The 17,270-nt window shown below is 34.6% G+C and carries 12 protein-coding genes; 5 read left to right on the top strand and 7 right to left on the bottom strand.

The window, feature by feature from the left end; genetic code table 11:
* Positions 1–139 precede the first annotated feature (139 nt).
* Positions 140–1,327, top strand: a complete 1,188-nt coding sequence (locus DLK05_RS09985; RefSeq protein WP_127343866.1) for a phosphoglycerate kinase — start codon at positions 140–142, stop codon at positions 1,325–1,327.
* A gap of 145 nt (positions 1,328–1,472) precedes the next feature.
* Here the strand turns inward: DLK05_RS09985 and DLK05_RS09990 are convergent, their stop codons facing one another.
* From DLK05_RS09990 to DLK05_RS10010, 5 genes are all read right to left on the bottom strand, one after another.
* Positions 1,473–2,435 (bottom strand): GHMP family kinase ATP-binding protein, encoded by a 963-nt coding sequence (locus tag DLK05_RS09990; RefSeq protein WP_127343867.1) that lies wholly within the window; start codon positions 2,433–2,435, stop codon positions 1,473–1,475.
* Between the two features lie 2 nt (positions 2,436–2,437).
* Complete coding sequence (locus DLK05_RS09995; protein ID WP_127343868.1) at positions 2,438–3,493, bottom strand: diphosphomevalonate decarboxylase; 1,056 nt, start codon at positions 3,491–3,493, stop codon at positions 2,438–2,440.
* 21 nt (positions 3,494–3,514) lie between these two features.
* Positions 3,515–4,435 (bottom strand): GYDIA family GHMP kinase, encoded by a 921-nt coding sequence (locus DLK05_RS10000; protein WP_127343869.1) that lies wholly within the window; start codon positions 4,433–4,435, stop codon positions 3,515–3,517.
* Between the two features lie 2 nt (positions 4,436–4,437).
* Positions 4,438–5,769: a hydroxymethylglutaryl-CoA reductase, degradative gene (locus DLK05_RS10005; protein WP_127343870.1), complete on the bottom strand. Its 1,332-nt coding sequence runs from the start codon at positions 5,767–5,769 to the stop codon at positions 4,438–4,440.
* A 129-nt stretch (positions 5,770–5,898) separates the two neighbouring features.
* On the bottom strand, positions 5,899–6,894 hold the full coding sequence (locus DLK05_RS10010) for a beta/alpha barrel domain-containing protein (protein WP_127343871.1): 996 nt from the start codon (positions 6,892–6,894) through the stop codon (positions 5,899–5,901).
* A gap of 507 nt (positions 6,895–7,401) precedes the next feature.
* On the opposite strand from DLK05_RS10010, the gene DLK05_RS10015 reads away from it, so the two are divergent.
* Positions 7,402–7,839: an NfeD family protein gene (locus DLK05_RS10015; RefSeq protein WP_127343872.1), complete on the top strand. Its 438-nt coding sequence runs from the start codon at positions 7,402–7,404 to the stop codon at positions 7,837–7,839.
* 706 nt (positions 7,840–8,545) lie between these two features.
* Here the strand turns inward: DLK05_RS10015 and DLK05_RS10020 are convergent.
* Positions 8,546–8,842 (bottom strand): rhodanese-like domain-containing protein, encoded by a 297-nt coding sequence (locus DLK05_RS10020; protein ID WP_262707817.1) that lies wholly within the window; start codon positions 8,840–8,842, stop codon positions 8,546–8,548.
* Between the two features lie 378 nt (positions 8,843–9,220).
* Entirely contained in the window at positions 9,221–13,321 is a 4,101-nt protein-coding gene (locus DLK05_RS10025) for a hybrid sensor histidine kinase/response regulator transcription factor (protein WP_209319822.1), read from the bottom strand.
* Between the two features lie 271 nt (positions 13,322–13,592).
* Between DLK05_RS10025 and DLK05_RS10030 the strand changes: the two genes are divergently transcribed.
* The 3 genes from DLK05_RS10030 to DLK05_RS10040 all read left to right on the top strand — a co-directional run bounded on the left by DLK05_RS10030 (position 13,593) and on the right by DLK05_RS10040 (position 17,239).
* Complete coding sequence (locus DLK05_RS10030) at positions 13,593–14,708, top strand: glycoside hydrolase family 130 protein (protein WP_127343875.1); 1,116 nt, start codon at positions 13,593–13,595, stop codon at positions 14,706–14,708.
* A 215-nt stretch (positions 14,709–14,923) separates the two neighbouring features.
* Complete coding sequence (locus DLK05_RS10035; RefSeq protein ID WP_127343876.1) at positions 14,924–15,970, top strand: glycoside hydrolase family 130 protein; 1,047 nt, start codon at positions 14,924–14,926, stop codon at positions 15,968–15,970.
* 3 nt (positions 15,971–15,973) lie between these two features.
* The gene (locus DLK05_RS10040; RefSeq protein WP_209319823.1) at positions 15,974–17,239 is read left to right on the top strand and encodes an MFS transporter; all 1,266 of its coding nucleotides are present in this window, start codon (positions 15,974–15,976) and stop codon (positions 17,237–17,239) included.
* The last annotated feature ends 31 nt before the right edge of the window (positions 17,240–17,270 follow it).

Consider the following 17,270-nt stretch of genomic DNA (forward strand, 5'->3'; position numbering starts at 1 on the left):
AATCGTTTCAGAAACGTAGATAATGTACTCAAAATAATCATGTAATCAGGTAGTTGTGTTGTATTTGGTATCTTTTTTGCAGCAATATACAGAAAAACATACCTTTGTTTGAAAGAAAAAAAACTAAAGATATATTCCAATGCAAACTATTGATTCATACAATTTTTCAGGAAAAAAGGCAATTATTCGTGTAGATTTTAATGTGCCTTTAAATGAACAATTTGAAATTACCGATGACACAAGAATCCGTGCTACTTTACCAACTATCCAAAAGGTTTTAGATGGGAATGGAGCAGTTATATTAATGTCTCATTTGGGAAGACCAAAAGGAGTTGATGGAAAATTTTCATTAAAGCACATTGTCGCTCATCTTTCAAAAGCATTAGGAGTTGATGTTAAATTTGCAGATGATTGTATTGGCGAGAGTGCAAAAAAAATGGCTAATGAACTAAAAGGTGGTGAAGTTTTACTTCTTGAAAATCTTCGTTTTTATGCTGAGGAAACAAAAGGTGATGAAACTTTTGCAAAGAAATTAGCAGATTTAGCTGACCTTTGGATCAATGATGCATTTGGTACTGCTCACCGAGCTCACGCTTCTACAGCTGTTATTGCCAAATTCTTCCCTGATAACAAATTGTTTGGTTACGTAATGGAAGGCGAATTATCCAGCGTGGACAAAGTTTTGAAGGATACTCAACATCCTCTAACTGCAATTATGGGAGGAGCTAAAGTCTCGTCTAAAATTGAAATTATTGAGACTTTAATGTCAAAGGTGGATCACCTTATTATCGGTGGAGGAATGACTTATACTTTTGTAAAAGCTATGGGAGGAAAAATCGGTAATTCATTGGTTGAAGATGATAAGTTGGAAACTGCAAGGGAAATATTGAAAAAAGCAGAAGAAAATAATGTGAAACTTCACTTGGCTACGGATGCTTTAATTGCTGATGATTTTGCGAATGATGCAAATACTAAAGTTTGTGCGGTGAATGAGATTCCCGACGGTTGGATGGGATTGGATATAGCAGATGAAACAACAGAAAGCTTTTTTAAAGTGATTGCTGAGTCTAAGACAATCCTTTGGAATGGGCCAGTTGGTGTTTTCGAAATGGAAACTTTTGCTAAAGGAACCAGAGCTATTGCTGATGCAATTGTTGCCGCAACTGAAAAGGGAGCTTTTTCATTAATCGGTGGGGGAGATTCTGTCGCTGCAATCAATCAGTTTAATCTTGCTGATAAAGTTAGTTATGTATCTACCGGTGGTGGTGCACTTTTGGAGTATATCGAAGGAAAAGAACTTCCAGGGGTTACTGCTATCAGAGGATAGTGTCACGAACACACAATAATATAATTTAGCAGTCCGGTTTCGGACTGCTATTTTTTATTTATGATGTTTTGATATATCAATAAACGGGATTAGAATATGCTGCTTATTTTAGCGAGCTTTTTGAATAGAGGAAATCAAATATCCTTTATTTCTCATTAGCATAAACAGTAACAATAGTATGTCCCGAAGTTTTAAAAAAAGCTTTTGTTTCCGAATAATTTTGCGTGAAACCAAGCAAAAAACCACCGCCTCCGGAACCACAAAGTTTAAACCAGAATTTACTAGTTTGCAATCCTTCCAACCATAAATCTTTAAAACTTTCGGGTATCATTTGTGTGAAATATCTTAATTGAAATTGAGATAAATCAGCCAGATTTTCAAAAAATTTTCTCTTCTTTCCTGCTATTAAGTTTATGATACAATTATTGTTTCGTGGAATTAATTCTTCTTTTATCAAAGTAGAAAATTGTGGAGTTTTGCACTTGTCCAGAAAAGATTGGACGAGAGGAGCTGTATTACTTGTTTTTTCGGAATCAATCAAGAAGATTGCACTATTTTCACCAAATTTTTTTCCGGGAAGAGTCACTTGTTCAATCTTATTCTGATTGTATATCAGTAAGGGAACTTTCAGGAATGAATTTAAAGGATCTAATCCTGAACTTCGTCCATGGAATCCAGATTCAAGTTTAGACAATATTGTTTTCAATCGAATGATTTCTCCATTCTCTAATTGTGAATTGTTTTGAATGGACTGTCTGCCATATTTATTATAAATGGCAGCGCACAATGCTCCGGAACTTCCCAGACCGTAACTTTCAGGAATACTTGATTCAAAATACAATCCATTTTGAATATCCTGTTTTAAGGATGACATATTCAGTTGGGAATCAAAATTTTCAGCTGTGGAGTTTAAAAATTTCAAAAATTTGGTCAATTCCAAATTAGAACGTCTGGCAAAATCCCGGTCGGTATATTTATCTTCACTTATAAAACTTAGTTCTCCATGGAAATGGGTATAAGGAATACTCAAGCCCATAGAATTTAATAAAACACTGTACTCGCCAAAGAGTAATATTTTAGCATAAAATAAATCAGACTGATTTCTCACTTTTATTCGATTATAATTTTTTGCGGACCTTCTCCTACTTCATCTAAAAGATATTTTCCATCTTCTAGCAAGTTCTTAAGCTCAGAATCTACAAATGAAGCTATTACTTCTTTTTCCGATTTCGGAAATAAAAGGTGAATATTTGGTCCGGCATCTAAGGTAAAACAAATTGGGGTTTTGGTATCCGTTCGAAATTGTTTAATTCTTTCAATTGCTTCTAAAGTATTAGGTTTTAAAAGTGTAAATGAAGGACTTGAATTCATCATTAAGGCATGAAGACTCAAGGCTTCATTCTCTACTATCTTGGCAAAATCAATCAAATCTCCTCCTCGCAATATTCCTAATAATCTTTCAAAATTAGAAAATGCCTGTGAATATCTGGCATTAGCATAAGGATGGTTATTCATGAGCTGATGTCCGGCGGTACTGGAAACCAATTTTTGCTTCGCACTTATCAGTAATATAGTATCCTGATAATCGTGGAATACTGGATGTGTGTACTGAGAAAAGGGAACTGCATAATTATTTGATGCTTTAGAAAATGCATTAGTTTCCCCCCAAGCAGCATAACCTCCATAAATCGATCGGGATGCACTGCCGGATCCCAGGCGAGCAATAAAACTGGCTTTTTGCAGATATTCCCGTTCTTCTAATTTTTTCCCAGTAATATTTTCTTCTGCAGAGCAAAGGCATAAGGCTAAAGCACTCATTGCTGAAGCAGAACTTGCAATTCCAGCAGAATGTGGGAATGTGTTTTTAGAGGAAATATCAAATTCAAAATCAGAAATAAAAGGTAGATGATTCACTAAGGAATCGATAAATTCAGCAATTCTTTTTTCGAATGTTGGCTGTGTTTTACCATCAAATTTAAAATGTATTTTTTTCTCAGTTTTTTTAGGGACATAATCCAATTGTGTATGAGTAACAGCGTGTTTTAAACTCATGCTAAGAGACGGATTGCAAGGAAGTTGATTTCCTTTTTTACCCCAATATTTTATGAGCGCAATATTTGAAGGACTTTCCCAACATACAGAACCTCTCTGATTGTCATTATTCATTTGTAGTCAGATATATTAATTTTATCCAAGAATGATTTCATTCCAGGAAAAAATAGTTGTTAATCCTTTTTGGAAAAAGTATTGATGAACATCATTTTTTCTCATGTCTGATCTTATTAGTAAAAAATCACCTCCCCAAGCCCCAAGAGATTTCATGCTACCTTTAAAATCAGTAAAATGCTTTGTTTTTACTGGTTGACAATCCAAAATTCCAGAAATTATTTCTTCATGGTCAGCCAAAAGTAAATCAAAATCTAATGCACTTTTTATTTTAGTAATTTTTCTGCTAAGATTAGAGATATGATTCAATTTATTCTTTGGCGGTGTTTTAATATTTAAAAAATGATTCACACTTTCTTCACTGCTTTGTTTGTTTCCCTGATATACGAAATACAATTGATTGGAAAAGGATGGTGAAAAATCAACAGGATAAATCAAAGGATGATTCCCGTTTTTGCAGAACAAAATAGGTTTGCAATAATTGGCACTCGCAATATCATATCCCGAACCATTGGAAACCAAAGCGTGTAATTCGTATGGATTTATGTTAGCCCATTGAGCTATATTATTGATTAAACTGGAGCTGCTTCCCAATCCCCAATTTCTATTAAAATCAATTTCAGTCTTGATCTGTAATCCCAAATTCAATAAAAAATTTGAATTTAAGGTTTTGGCTTTATTTAAAAGAAAACAAATAAATTCCTTTTCAGTTTTTCCTTTTGTTTTTTGAATTTCAATTTCTTGCTGCTGGATGGTAAACTGAAGCCATTCTTTTCCCTGTTCAAAGGCTACCCATTGCAATTCGTTTTTATCGGTCGGGTAAATTTCCATGGATTGTCCAAATTTTAATGGTACTGCAAATGCAAGTGCTCCATGTAAAACAAGATATTCGCCAGTGATTAAAAATTTGGCGTTGGAATAGTATTTATTTATCGGATTCAAATTTATTGTAGCTTAGTTCTTATCGATTTTATAAATGCTTCTACCTCGCTGTAAGAAACGGTTTTGTGAGCAAAATACTCCAATGCCTGTTTTTTCTCTTCATAATCTGCTTTCAAAGTATTTAGTAGATTAGAAAGATGCATTTTCATATGCCCTTGCTGAATCCCAGTGGTTACCAAGGATCGTAAAGCTCCGAAATTATTAGACAGTCCTGCTGCAGCAGTGATCATCATTAACTCTTTTGCCGATGGTTTTCCCAATAGTTCCAAACCAAATTTTGCTAACGGATGCAAACTAGTGAGTCCACCAACAGTTCCAAGTGATAATGGAATTGTGAGCTGATACCGAAATCGATTATAGGAGATGCTGGCTTGTGTAAGGCTTTTGTATTTTCCAGTTTTGGATGCCCAAACATGACCATTTGCCTCAATTGCTCTAAAGTCATTGCCAGTAGCTAATGCTACTGCATCAATTCCATTAAAAATACCTTTGTTGTGGGTGGTAGCCCTATAAACATCTAACTCTGCAATCTTTGAAGCTTTTAGAAATTTTTCTGCAAATTCTCTTCCGCTCAAGCCCGGATGAATTGAATTCAATTCCTCTAAACTGCATTCCACAGAACATTCAACAAGACAGTCTGGAGTGTAATTAGACAAGATGGACATGATAATTTCACAATTTCTTTCCTCTTCGCTTAATTCCTCAAAATATTTAAAGAATTTTCTCATGGTTTGAGCCATTTGTTCCAAACAGGAATTAATGAAATTGGCTCCCATGGAATCTATTGTGTCAAAAGTAACGTGCAATTGATAGTAATTATCCATTTCTCCGGTAAGATCAACCAATTTTATTCCTTGGATTCCGCCGCCTCTTTGGCGCATATTTCGTGTCAGCTCTTTAGTTGCGCGATACAATTCAAATTTTAATTCGGGTAGTAATTCCAATAAACGATCTTTTTTCCCATTCCATAAAAAATGAACTTGTCCTGATTTTATCACCGAAATTACCCTGGCATGAAAACCACCATGGTCAGCCCAAAATTTAGCAGATCTGGAAGCAGCAGCTATAACTGAACTTTCTTCTGTCACCATTGGAATATGGTATAATTTTTCATTGATCAGAAAATTAGGTGCAACACCAAATGGTAAGTAGAAATTGGATAGTGTGTTTTCACTAATCTCGTCTAGTAAATCTTGCTGTTCCTTATTTTTCAGGCGAAAACTATCTAATTGAGATTTAATTCTTTCAGCACTGCCTGTTAATTCTGCCATTTTTTCCATTTTCTCCTCACGAGATAATTTGGAAAAACCTGATATTATTGCCTTGCGCTTCATATCGATCACATTTATATTCATCTGATTATTCATAGGAACAAACAAATGATAAAATAAAATACTTGAAGATCCTAAATTACATATTTTCTTTGTCTAGCCCAAAAAACGGTAATTTATTTGAGGAAAATCCTATTTTCTGAGTTTTAAATAGCTTTGTGATATTTGCAAGCCTTGTTTTTGTGAAAGGAGGTATGATCGTAATTTATCGTAGGATACTTGTGCATATTTTAACAATTCAGATGCTTGACCGTAAATAGATGGTAGCTTGCATTTTTCCATAAAATAGTAACCATCCAGGAAATTACGAATCCCTCCTGAGATAATTACCTCTTTGCATTGTATTTTATCATCATTAATTACGATATCATTCAGCCATTTTATCATTTGGTCGGCGGTATGCCCTACTCTGGTTAAAGGATCTAATAATTGAATATTGGAGTTCGGATTCCGCATCATTTCCACTTTAGCAAAATTGGTTCCTCCAAAAGCGGCAAATTCAATTGCCTGTAATGGCATTCTCATTAAGGTTTGCAGACTTTCCGGTCCCATTCCTTGTCCCACTTCTTTCACAATAACCGGAAAATTGATATGTTTCAGTAGAAATTCAATGCTCTCTATAGGTGGTTTTTGCATGCGATCTCCTTCGGGTTGCAACCATTCCTGCATGGGGTTAATGTGGATGATCAAGCCATCGGCATCAAGCCTTCCAATTAAATCACCTATCCTATTAAGTTCTCCATTGGCAATGCTTTCTTCCAATTGACAAATACCCAAATTGGCATAAAGAGGTAACTCGTTACCAATGATAGAGCGAACATCAAAATCAGAAAAATGATTATCATTTTGTAGTAGTGATCGGCAAGATCCTAAACCCATACCCATACCAAATTCAGCACAGGCAAGTGCAAGATTTTTATTGATTTTTTCGGCAAGCCTAGTTCCTCCGGTCATACTTGAAACCCAAATGGGAGTTCTCAAACATTTACCCAGAAAAGAAAAACTGGTTTCTTCCGGCTTTGGATGAGGACTGAGCAAAGGCTCGTAATAAAAACGTTCATCGAGTAATGCTTTTTCAATTTGAGAACGAAAAGCAAGATCGATATGATCTTTTTTTCTGTTTGCCATGTTGCAATAAGCTTTATGGTTTGTATATCTTAGATATGAAATTTTCCGACGTTATAAGAATCGAATATAACTTGAAATTACTAATCTAATAATTTCTAACCTACTCTATACCAAAAGGTGATTTTCTTTAAGATGATTGATTTCAAATTTGCTTATTATTTCAATGCTAATGCCAAATTAATATTACTGTATTTTTCCTCACAATTGACTCAATAAAATTAATAGCTTTTTTTGAACTCCTTTGTGGGCTTTTGTTGTATCTAGAACTGTTAAGAAGTTGCTGAGTTAGTTCTAAGTTCAAATATCCTGAAAAGGATAGCTCAAACCTATGCAATAGTCTAATTCCGTGAAAATTATTTAGAATCAATTTTAATAGGGAAGCTATTAGTTTTCGTAAAGGTCAATAAAAATAAGGGTTTTATGCTTTTTGATCAACTTGACACTTTTGACACTTGCAAGTTTTGGAATCTTGACCTAATTTCACAATTCGATTAAAAATATGAAGTTATGGAATTCAATATTTGGTATTTATGGTTCACCATTTCTGTGAGTTTATTTGTTTTAGAAATTATTATTTCCTCCTATACCGCTGTCTGTATTGGGTTGGGAGCGCTCGTTGCTGGAACACTTTCATTTTTGGGAGCTGATATTGGCTATCAGGTGGTTAGTTTTATTGGTATTTCAGGAGTCTTTCTTTTTTTTATAAAGTTCTATTATAGGAAACATTTAATAAGTAGATCTTATCAACCAATATCCAATTTAAATGATATTGTGGGTAAGGATGCTTATGTAATGGAAGAAATTAATCCTGTAGGAAATCACGGAAAGGTTATTTTTTCAGGCGAAACATGGAAGGCAAGAAGTGAATTCGGTGAAGTAATTTCTAAAGGTGAATTTGTGAAAATTATAGATACCGATGTACGAACCGTAACGGTTAAGAAATGAAACCCTAATTCGAAATATCCTAAAACCGGAGGTCATTCCCATTGACCTTATTTCCCCTTCTTCACAAAATTATTTCTAGCTATTGATTATTTTGCTTTTTGTCGACTGAAAAATAATTAAAAAGGAAATGAGTGGAGAAGGGTTTTTTATTTCTATACCAATTGGTAAATCTGTTTGGTGGTTGATGTTATTTACCATATAGGAGAATTGTTGGCTATAGAATTAGTTGTCGCCCATATCTGTAAACTTGTTGTTTTCACCTCAAAATTTATATTGTATTTGTCGAACTGGAGTAATCCTCTTCGCAATTTCTACAATGGAATACATTAATAATATTGCAAGTAAGTAGCTTGTTAATCTTTCAAAATTTATTGAATACAGGATTTAGGATGTATTCATCGTTCAAAGTAAATCAATAATCGGTTTTTAGAGTAGTTCATCGGGGAGATGATCTCTCTCATCGGCATTTTGAGGCTTCTATCGGGTAAATGATGCCTCCTATCGGGAAAATGATCAATCATCGCGCGGCTTTCAGGAGGTTTTATTTTATTTTTTCGCCGATAAGTCAGGATATACTCAGCAAAATTTAAAAGGTGAATAGGAATTGATTTTGGAAGATATATCAGAAAAGGGAAAACCTTTTGTATTGCGTGAAAGAATTCTGGTAGAATAATTAAAGGTGTTGATATTTTAAATCGAACTCAGGTTAATAATATCTGACCACACCAGGATCAACTTCAACTGACCAACGATTGATGCCTCCGTTAAGGTTAAAGGCTCGTGTGAATCCATTGGCGCGAAGATATTCTGTAATTTGTTTGCTCCGAACACCCATATGGCAGAAAATTACTAAATCCTTATTTTGGGGTAGATGATTTAACTTTCCTGAAATTTCCCCCATGGGAATATGTATGGCATTTTCAATATGGCAAATTTGTACTTCAACAGGTTCGCGCACATCAAGAAGTATCATATCCTTGTTTTTCTCCATTTCTTGTATCAATTCTAATGGAGTAAAATCTACTTTACTGTACCGATCATTCTTGTAAGATATACTTATGAAAAGATATTGTTTTTATTTTAGCGATAAAGATAATTGAATCTGTCTTCTGAGGGTTCCTTTTAATAACAAAAGGAGATTCCAACGAAATCTCCTCCAAACAATAATCATTTAAATCAACCACCACAAGTACCCGTACAAAATGATCAAATTAATTAATCCTGTAATTCGTCTATTTAGAAATAGCAGAAATTCAAGTTTATTGCTAACAATAGATTTGAAAAAAACACAAACAAATCAGAATTTTAAGCGACGACCAATAGTCCCTTAAATGCAATGCTTTTATCTATATCGAATAAGTTTTGAGGAAATGTAATAAATCTAGGATTTAGAATAATTACCAGGAGAGGTACCAAATACTTCTTTGAAAGAACGATAAAAATAAGTTCTGTTATTAAAACCGGTTTCATAAATCACTTCCGTAACACTTAAAGATGTTTCCTTTAAGAGGTGACCTGCTTTTTTCAAACGGTAATGCTTTATAAATCCATGAGGGGTAAATCCTGTAACAGCTTTCACTTTTCTGTACAATTGGGTTTTACTCATGGCAAGTTCTCTGGCCATTTGGTTTGCATCTAAATCAGTTTGATCTAGATTTTTTTCCACAAAACTCTGCATTCTACTAAGGAATTGAGTGTCGCGACTATTTAGTCCTTTGAGAATTTCCGGAGATTTTTCGGGAGATAATCTTAATTCATTCTGAATTCTTAAACGAGATTTTATTAATTGATGTATACGGACCTTCAAGTGTCGGGGATCAAATGGTTTTGGGATATAACTATCTGCTCCGACTTCAATGCCTTCAATTCTATGTTCTAATTCTCCCTTTGCTGTAAGTAAGATGACAGGTATATGACACGTATTAATGTCTTCTTTAATAGACTGGCACAGTTTTAATCCATTCATTTGTGGCATAATGATATCACTAATTACCACACTAATATTTTCCTTTTTTAGAATGTTAAGAGCTTCTAATCCATTTGAAGCTTGCATTATCAGATAATCTTTATGCAGAATATCGCTAAGTAAATTAAGTAGTTGGGGGTTGTCATCAACAATAAGAAGTGTATGTTCTGATTTTTTATTTGAGGATTCCATGCTAGATCTATCGCTTAAGGTTTGCTCCAATCCCATAAATTCCATAGCAGCCTTTTCTTTAATTCTGCCTTCATCAATAAGTATAGCTTGCTGGCATTCCTGCTCTCGGTATTGTTCTTTGTTCAAGGGAATAACAACGGTAAAACAACTGCCTTTTCCAAAAACACTATCTAATATAATTTCACCATGATGAAATTCAACAAGACTTTTTGTAAGAGATAAGCCAATGCCAGCACCCTCTGTTGAACCCTTTAATTTAGGAAATTCATTTGTCTGATGAAAAAAGCGATCAAATACTTTATCTTTCATCTTTTCTGAAATCCCAATACCAGTATCTTTCACTTTTATGTGAGCATTATCACCGTGGAGAGTTAAGGAGACAGAAATAGTTCCCTCTTGTGAAGTATATTTAATAGCATTCGAAATTAGATTTAAAAGGATTTTTTCGAGTATCCCATAATCGAACCACCCCTTTATTTCAGCAGGAAAGGATTCAACGGTAAGACAAACATGGTTTTGTTGGGCATATTGAACGAAAGCATCTGCAACTGAGGATATCAGTTTACTTAAACTTCCTTCTCTAATTTTGAGTTCCATATGTCCTGTCTCTATCTTCCTGAAATCAATTAATTCACGAATAAGGTGATGTAGGCGGTTGGAGTTATTATATATTGTTTTCACATAGGGAGCAATCTTTTTGTCACAGATTTCCATTAATTGTGATGCCGGAGCCATGATTAGGGTAAGTGGGGTGCGAAATTCATGCGCGATATTAGTGAAAAACTGTAGTTTGTATTGGTTCAATTCTTCTGCTTTCTGCACCTTTATTCGTTCCATTTCTAATTGATTGCGAATACGAACGCGACGAAGAATTAAAAAAATAATTATATATAAAATTATTGATACGAGACAGATATATGCTAAGTAAGCCCAAGTTGTTTTCCAAAAAGGAGGCGTGATGATAAAATAAATTTGACGTGAATGAGGACTCCAGATTCCATCTTCATTTGTACACTTTACTTTAAAATTATACTCTCCAGGAGGTACATTGGTAAAACTAATTTTTTCTTCCCCATCTGAAATTATATAATTTTGATTGAAATTTTCCAATTTATATGCGTACTTGCATTTCCGTTTGTTGTGATAATTTAAAGCTGTAAATTTTAAGCGGAAAAAGTTTTGATTATAGGGAAGAGAAATTGTATCGCTAACATCTATATTTTGAGGCAGAGTTTCCGTTGGATTGTTTGTGTTTTCAAATTCAGTAATGATCAGGCGTGGGAAATAATGAGAATCAGTAATTTGTTCCGATTTAAATAGGTTAAATCCATTTACTCCCCCAAAATACAGAAGGCCTGAGAATTTTCCTAAACATGATGCTCCATCTGTGTATTCATTACTTTGAAGACCATCGGATTGGAGGTAGTTTCTTATCTTGCTTGTTTCGGTGTTTATTTTCGATAGACCTTTGTTGGTACTTAACCAAATATTTTGTAGGGAATCCTCCAAAATTGCATGTATTGTATTGTTCGGCAATCCCTCATTTTCTGTAAAATGAGTAAATTGATAGGGAGTAGTTGACAAATTTAATTTATTAAGACCTCCGCTGGTTCCAATCCATAATTCCTGTTTGTTGCTTTTCCATAGACTTAATATATCATCATTATTGATTGTGTTTTGAATTTTTGGATTACTTCGAAATACTTCTATTTTATTAGTTATTGTGTTGAGTCGGTATAGTCCTCCTCCGCGGGATCCAACCCATAATATATTTGGACTTCCTTCAGCTATGGCATAAATAACATCACTCTGAAATCCATTTGTTTTGGATGTATCACTTCGGTATTGTTTATGATCCAGAAGAATATACTTTCCATTTTCATTTTTGTTAATGGAGAAGCCAATAAGACCGTATCCACTTGTACCAAGCCACATATGCCCATACGAATCCCTGCAGATGGAGTATACAAATCCAAAATCTACTTTTGGATGGTTGATAAAGTCTCGAGGAAAGTGAAGAATCTTACCTGTCGTTGTTTCATACATATCTATACCTTCGCCATCTACTCCAATCCAAATATTACCGTTCACATCACTTTCCAAAGAAAGCACTGCATTATTTGAAAGACCTTTATCACGATTAAAAATACGAGTTGCTCCTCCTGAGGATGGAATATAATTAAGTCCATTTCCTCTTGTGCCAACCCAAATATTTCCATTCTTATCCTCATGAATGGCTCTTACGATATTGTGATTTATTAGTCCCTTGCTAAGATTTCCTTTTTTTATAGTTGTAAAAAAATTAGACTTGGTTATATATTTATGTACTCCATCTCCATCAGTTCCAATCCATAATATATCAGGTTTGGTTTCGGTGATAGACCATATTTTCACCTGATTTCCGGAAAGGCCGATCAGTTGATTTTCTAGGAAATCAATTTTTATTTGCGGTTTCAAAGATATTTTAAAAAGCCTGCCAGAATCAGTTCCTCCCCAAAAGATACCTTTTCTCATCCCTTTTGAGATGGTGGTGACATTAAAGTTCTTATCTCCTTTATGGAGGATTGTACTCTTTCCATTTTCAAGATTTATTACAAGGAATCCTCCTTTTGCCAAGCCAACGATTAGGAAATTATTTTTTCCATCATTTACAAACCAATTTTTTTCCGGGAGAACCTCTGAATGAGAGGAGAGATTAAATTGCTTCGTTATTTTCCATTGATCAACATTTTTTAGTGCAAAAACAGCCCCATTACTATTTATCACCCATAAAATGCCTTTGGGAGAGAAAAATAACCCCTCGATATTTTGTAATAACTTGGGTTCTTTGGCAAGTTTTATGGGCGCTAAAAAGGTTTTTGTTTGCAAATCAAAATGGGTAATTCCATAATTATATACACTGCACCAGAGTAAACTATCGGGACCTATTATTGCGTGAAAACTATTTTCCCGGTAACGGTTATTCTTAATATTTTGTAAAAAGGGAGTAAACGATTCCTGATTAAAATTGTAAGAGTTAAGTCCTTTTTCGGTTACAATCCAGAGTTTGCCTGTTTTATCCTCGATAATATTACGGATAATGTTATTGCTAATACTTCCATTTATGTAGATGTCGGGTTTGAAGACCTTGATATTACTTCCATCAAATCGGTTTAATCCATCCCATGTACCAAACCACATAAAACCCCTGGAATCCTTGAAAATAGAAGTTACAGCGCTATTTGAAAGACCATCAGAATTGCTGATATGGTCATGTCTCCAGTTTATGGGTTTAAATCCGGATAAAATGAGAATGCTTATTAGGCCAATTAGGAAATTTTTCACCATCTGGGTTTTGATAATATTCTTGGCTAAAGATAATAAAAAAGCATGCTAACAAATTCTCTATTTCAGGGGATTATGTGATTTAGGAACTCCTGTGTACAAAATTGAGAATAGAGTAAACAACAGTTTTGTCTAATTAAGGTTCATTTGATCGTCAGTTGTAATACCCCCTCAAAGGATATTATCGATAACTCCTTATCAGTTATTTTTTGTAATTTATGGGGTGACTTAAAGAAATGTGAAAATGTTGAATCCTTTTAATAGCTAACGAATGGAACTTGTATCGCGAAGAATATCATTGTCTGGAGAAGTGGCAGAAGTGAATTTGAATAAACCCGTAGAACGTTTTAATGGTAATCCAATACTAACTTGTCATGAAGTAAATAGCATTTGGAAAGATCCAAAATATCAAATTATAACAGTTCATAATGTAGGTATTGCCCAATATAACGACGAAGTAATCATGTTATTTCGATCGCATCTACGAAATGGTATTTCTGTACTTGGAGTGGCACGCAGTAAAAATGGATTAAATAACTGGAGTGTTGATCCTAAACCTGTTTTGAAACCTTGTAATAGGCAGGATTTGTTTGGTGAAGGTGTGGATTCAGAGGAGATAATTGAGAATGAATCAGGAGGGCTTGAGGATCCTAGAATTTCTAAGATTGGCGACACCTATTTTATCACCTATAGTGCATATCATAGCAGTATTAAAGATAGAGTGAGGGTTTCTCTTGCCACTACAACAAACTTTAAGGAATTTGTGCGCCATGGTCCATTGATGGATGTGGATATGAGAAATGTAGTTATTTTCCCTGAGCTTTTTGGTGACAGATATGTTGCCCTCTTCCGACCTAATGATCACAGTATAGATCACACAGGAGGCGTTTTTAAAGAAATCAGAATTGGATTCTCCAAAGACTTATATAGTAATGAGTGGGATTTGCTTGAAACACCCATTATGAAACAGGGAGGTGGTCCGAGTACTTTCTCCGATAAAATTGGTCCGGGAGCTACTCCCATAAAAACAAAATATGGATGGCTTAATATATTTCATGGAGTTCGTGGCACTATGGATGGAAATCCATATACGCTGGGAATTGCATTACATGACTTAAAAGATCCTCAAAAGGTGAAAGTTTCCAATATTCCTATTCTGTTTCCTTCTGCAGCTGACTGCAAAAACCAACAAGAGGACTATGTTCATGTTCCCAATGTAGTGTTTTCCTGTGGTGCGTTTAGAAGAGAGGATGGAGCTATTTTTATCTATTATGGGGGAAATGATACAGTGGCCAATGTGGCAGTAACACATGAAGATGTATTGGTTGAACTTTGCCAAAGATATCCTCAAGATCCTTTAAGTGGTTTACCTGAATATGAATTGTAGAATGTAGCCTTGCTGATAATGGTCTAGATCTTTGAGGAGGCAGAAACTTGATTAAATGAGTATAATATTTATTTGACAATCATTAATTGCACACTTGATTGTGTACTATAGTTGCAAAAACTTGATTTTGTAATATGGTATACAAATATGATGATATGGTGGACTAAAAGTATAATTAAATGAATGTCCTTTGAAGGAAGAAAAATAAACTCTATATGGATATCGCTAAAAGATTTGAGCAAAATCCTTTGCTCGCACCGAAAGACATTACACCAAGTATGCCAGGGATGGAAATAGAATGCTTATTAAATCCTGGTGTATTTCGTTACCAAGATAAAACATGGTTATTACTTCGTGTTGCAGAAAGGCCAAAACAGGAGAAGGGGAAAATTAGTTTTCCGGTTTATAATAAGGAAGGAAATATCGAAATCTTAAGCTTTGACGAGCATGACCCGAATTTGGATGTTTCGGATCCCCGAATTGTCATTTATATGGGAAAGTATTATTTAACCACACTCTCTCACCTTCGTTTGGTGTGTAGTGATGATCAAATAAACTTTAAAGAAGCTCAGGGAGTTAGTCCTATTATGGGATTTGGCTCACAGGAAACATTTGGAATTGAAGATTGTCGTGTAGCAACAATGGATGATGGATACCACCTAACATACACAAAAGTTTCTGCCAATGGTGTAGGTGTAGGCTATATTCAAACTAAGGATTGGAAACATTTTGATCGGCATGGAATGATTTTTTCTCCACACAATAAGGATTGTGCAATGTTTGAGGAGAAGATTAATGGAAAATATTATGCATTGCATCGTCCCAGTAGTCCGGAATTAGGAGGAAACTATATTTGGATTGCCGAATCACCAGATAGAATTCATTGGGGAAATCATCAGTTGTTAGCTACTACTCGAACCGGAAATTGGGATAGTGCGAGAGTTGGGGCAGGAGCTGCACCCATTCGAACAGCCAAAGGGTGGCTCGAGATTTATCATGGTGCAACAAAAGAAAATCGTTATTGTCTGGGAGCATTATTGTTAGATCTTAATGACCCCTCCAAAGTAATTGCTCGCAGTCAAGAACCAATTATGGAGCCAATTATGGATTACGAAAAAACTGGATTCTTTGGTAATGTTGTGTTCTCTAATGGACATTTGGTAGATGGCGATGTTATCACATTATATTATGGAGCTTCCGATGAAGTGATCTGTGGAGCTCAACTCTCCATTAATGAAATTTTAAAATCTCTAAACATATAACTAATGGAGAAAATTATTAAAATATTGAAGAAGCCATTGTCTGAGTATTTTGTGTTTCTGAGTTACCCACGGGATATGAGGGTACTTCTGGTAACAAATATGATATATGCCGTGGTTCTTCCAATTATTGATCTTTTTGTAGCAGCCTATATCATGCGTAATACAAATGATCCCACACTTGTGGCCATATATCAGGTAGCTTTATATACAGGAATACCAATTACTTTTCTAATTAATGGCTTTTTGTTAAATAAAATAAAGATAACTAATCTTTACAGCTTTGGAATGCTTCTAAGTGGCGCTTCTATGTTGTTTATGATGACATTAGATGAGCTTAATATTGTGGGAATAGGTTTATCTGGATTAATCATGGGTTCTTCGTTTGGTTTTTTCTGGGCTAATCGTGATTTTCTTGCTTTGAATACAACGAATAATGAAAATCGTAATTATTATTATGGAATAGAAACATTTTTTTACACCATTACCTCAATAATAATCCCTTTTATTATTGGCTGGTTCCTGATTACCTATGAAAATTTAGGCTGGTTTGGGGGAAATATTACCAAAGCTTATCAATTGGTTACACTTTTTGTATTTGCGCTTACCATTGTTTCTTCCATTGTTATTCATAAAGAAAAATTCAAAAATCCAACTCAGAAAAAATTTGTATTCTTTCAGTTTCATAAGTTGTGGAACAAATTGCTTGTATTGGCCGGACTAAAAGGTATGGTTCAGGGGTATCTGGTAACAGCACCTGCTATTCTTATTATGACTTTGGTAGGAAATGAAAATTCACTTGGTACCATTCAGGCCATTAGTGGTATAATAACTGCGATCATACTCTATCTTTTAGGTCGTTTTTCCAAGCCAGAACACCGAATCTACATATTCACTGTTGGACTTACTTTATTTGTAATCGGTACGTTCACTAATGCAATTCTTTTTTCAGCAGCTGGAGTCATTGTGTTTATGTTGACAAAAGTATTATTCCAACCCCTTCATGATATTGCATACTTTCCAATTCAGATGAGGGTTATCGATGTGGTATCAAAAAAAGAGAAACGTAGCGAGTTTGCTTACATCTTTAATCATGAATTCGGACTTTATTTGGGACGTGTCTTTGGTTTGGGCTTGTTTCTTGTGCTTGCCAATTATGTTTCACTTATGTTTTCTCTTAAGTATTCGCTCCTAATTGTGGCGTTAATTCAATTGTTATCCATTCCAATGGCGCAACATATTATTAAGCGCTCAGATCAGGAAGCAAATTAATAATCAGATTTTAATAGGAGTCAATTAAATT

This window comes from Ancylomarina longa (genome assembly GCF_003996985.1).
Classification (GTDB): Bacteria; Bacteroidota; Bacteroidia; order Bacteroidales; family Marinifilaceae; genus Ancylomarina_A; species Ancylomarina_A longa.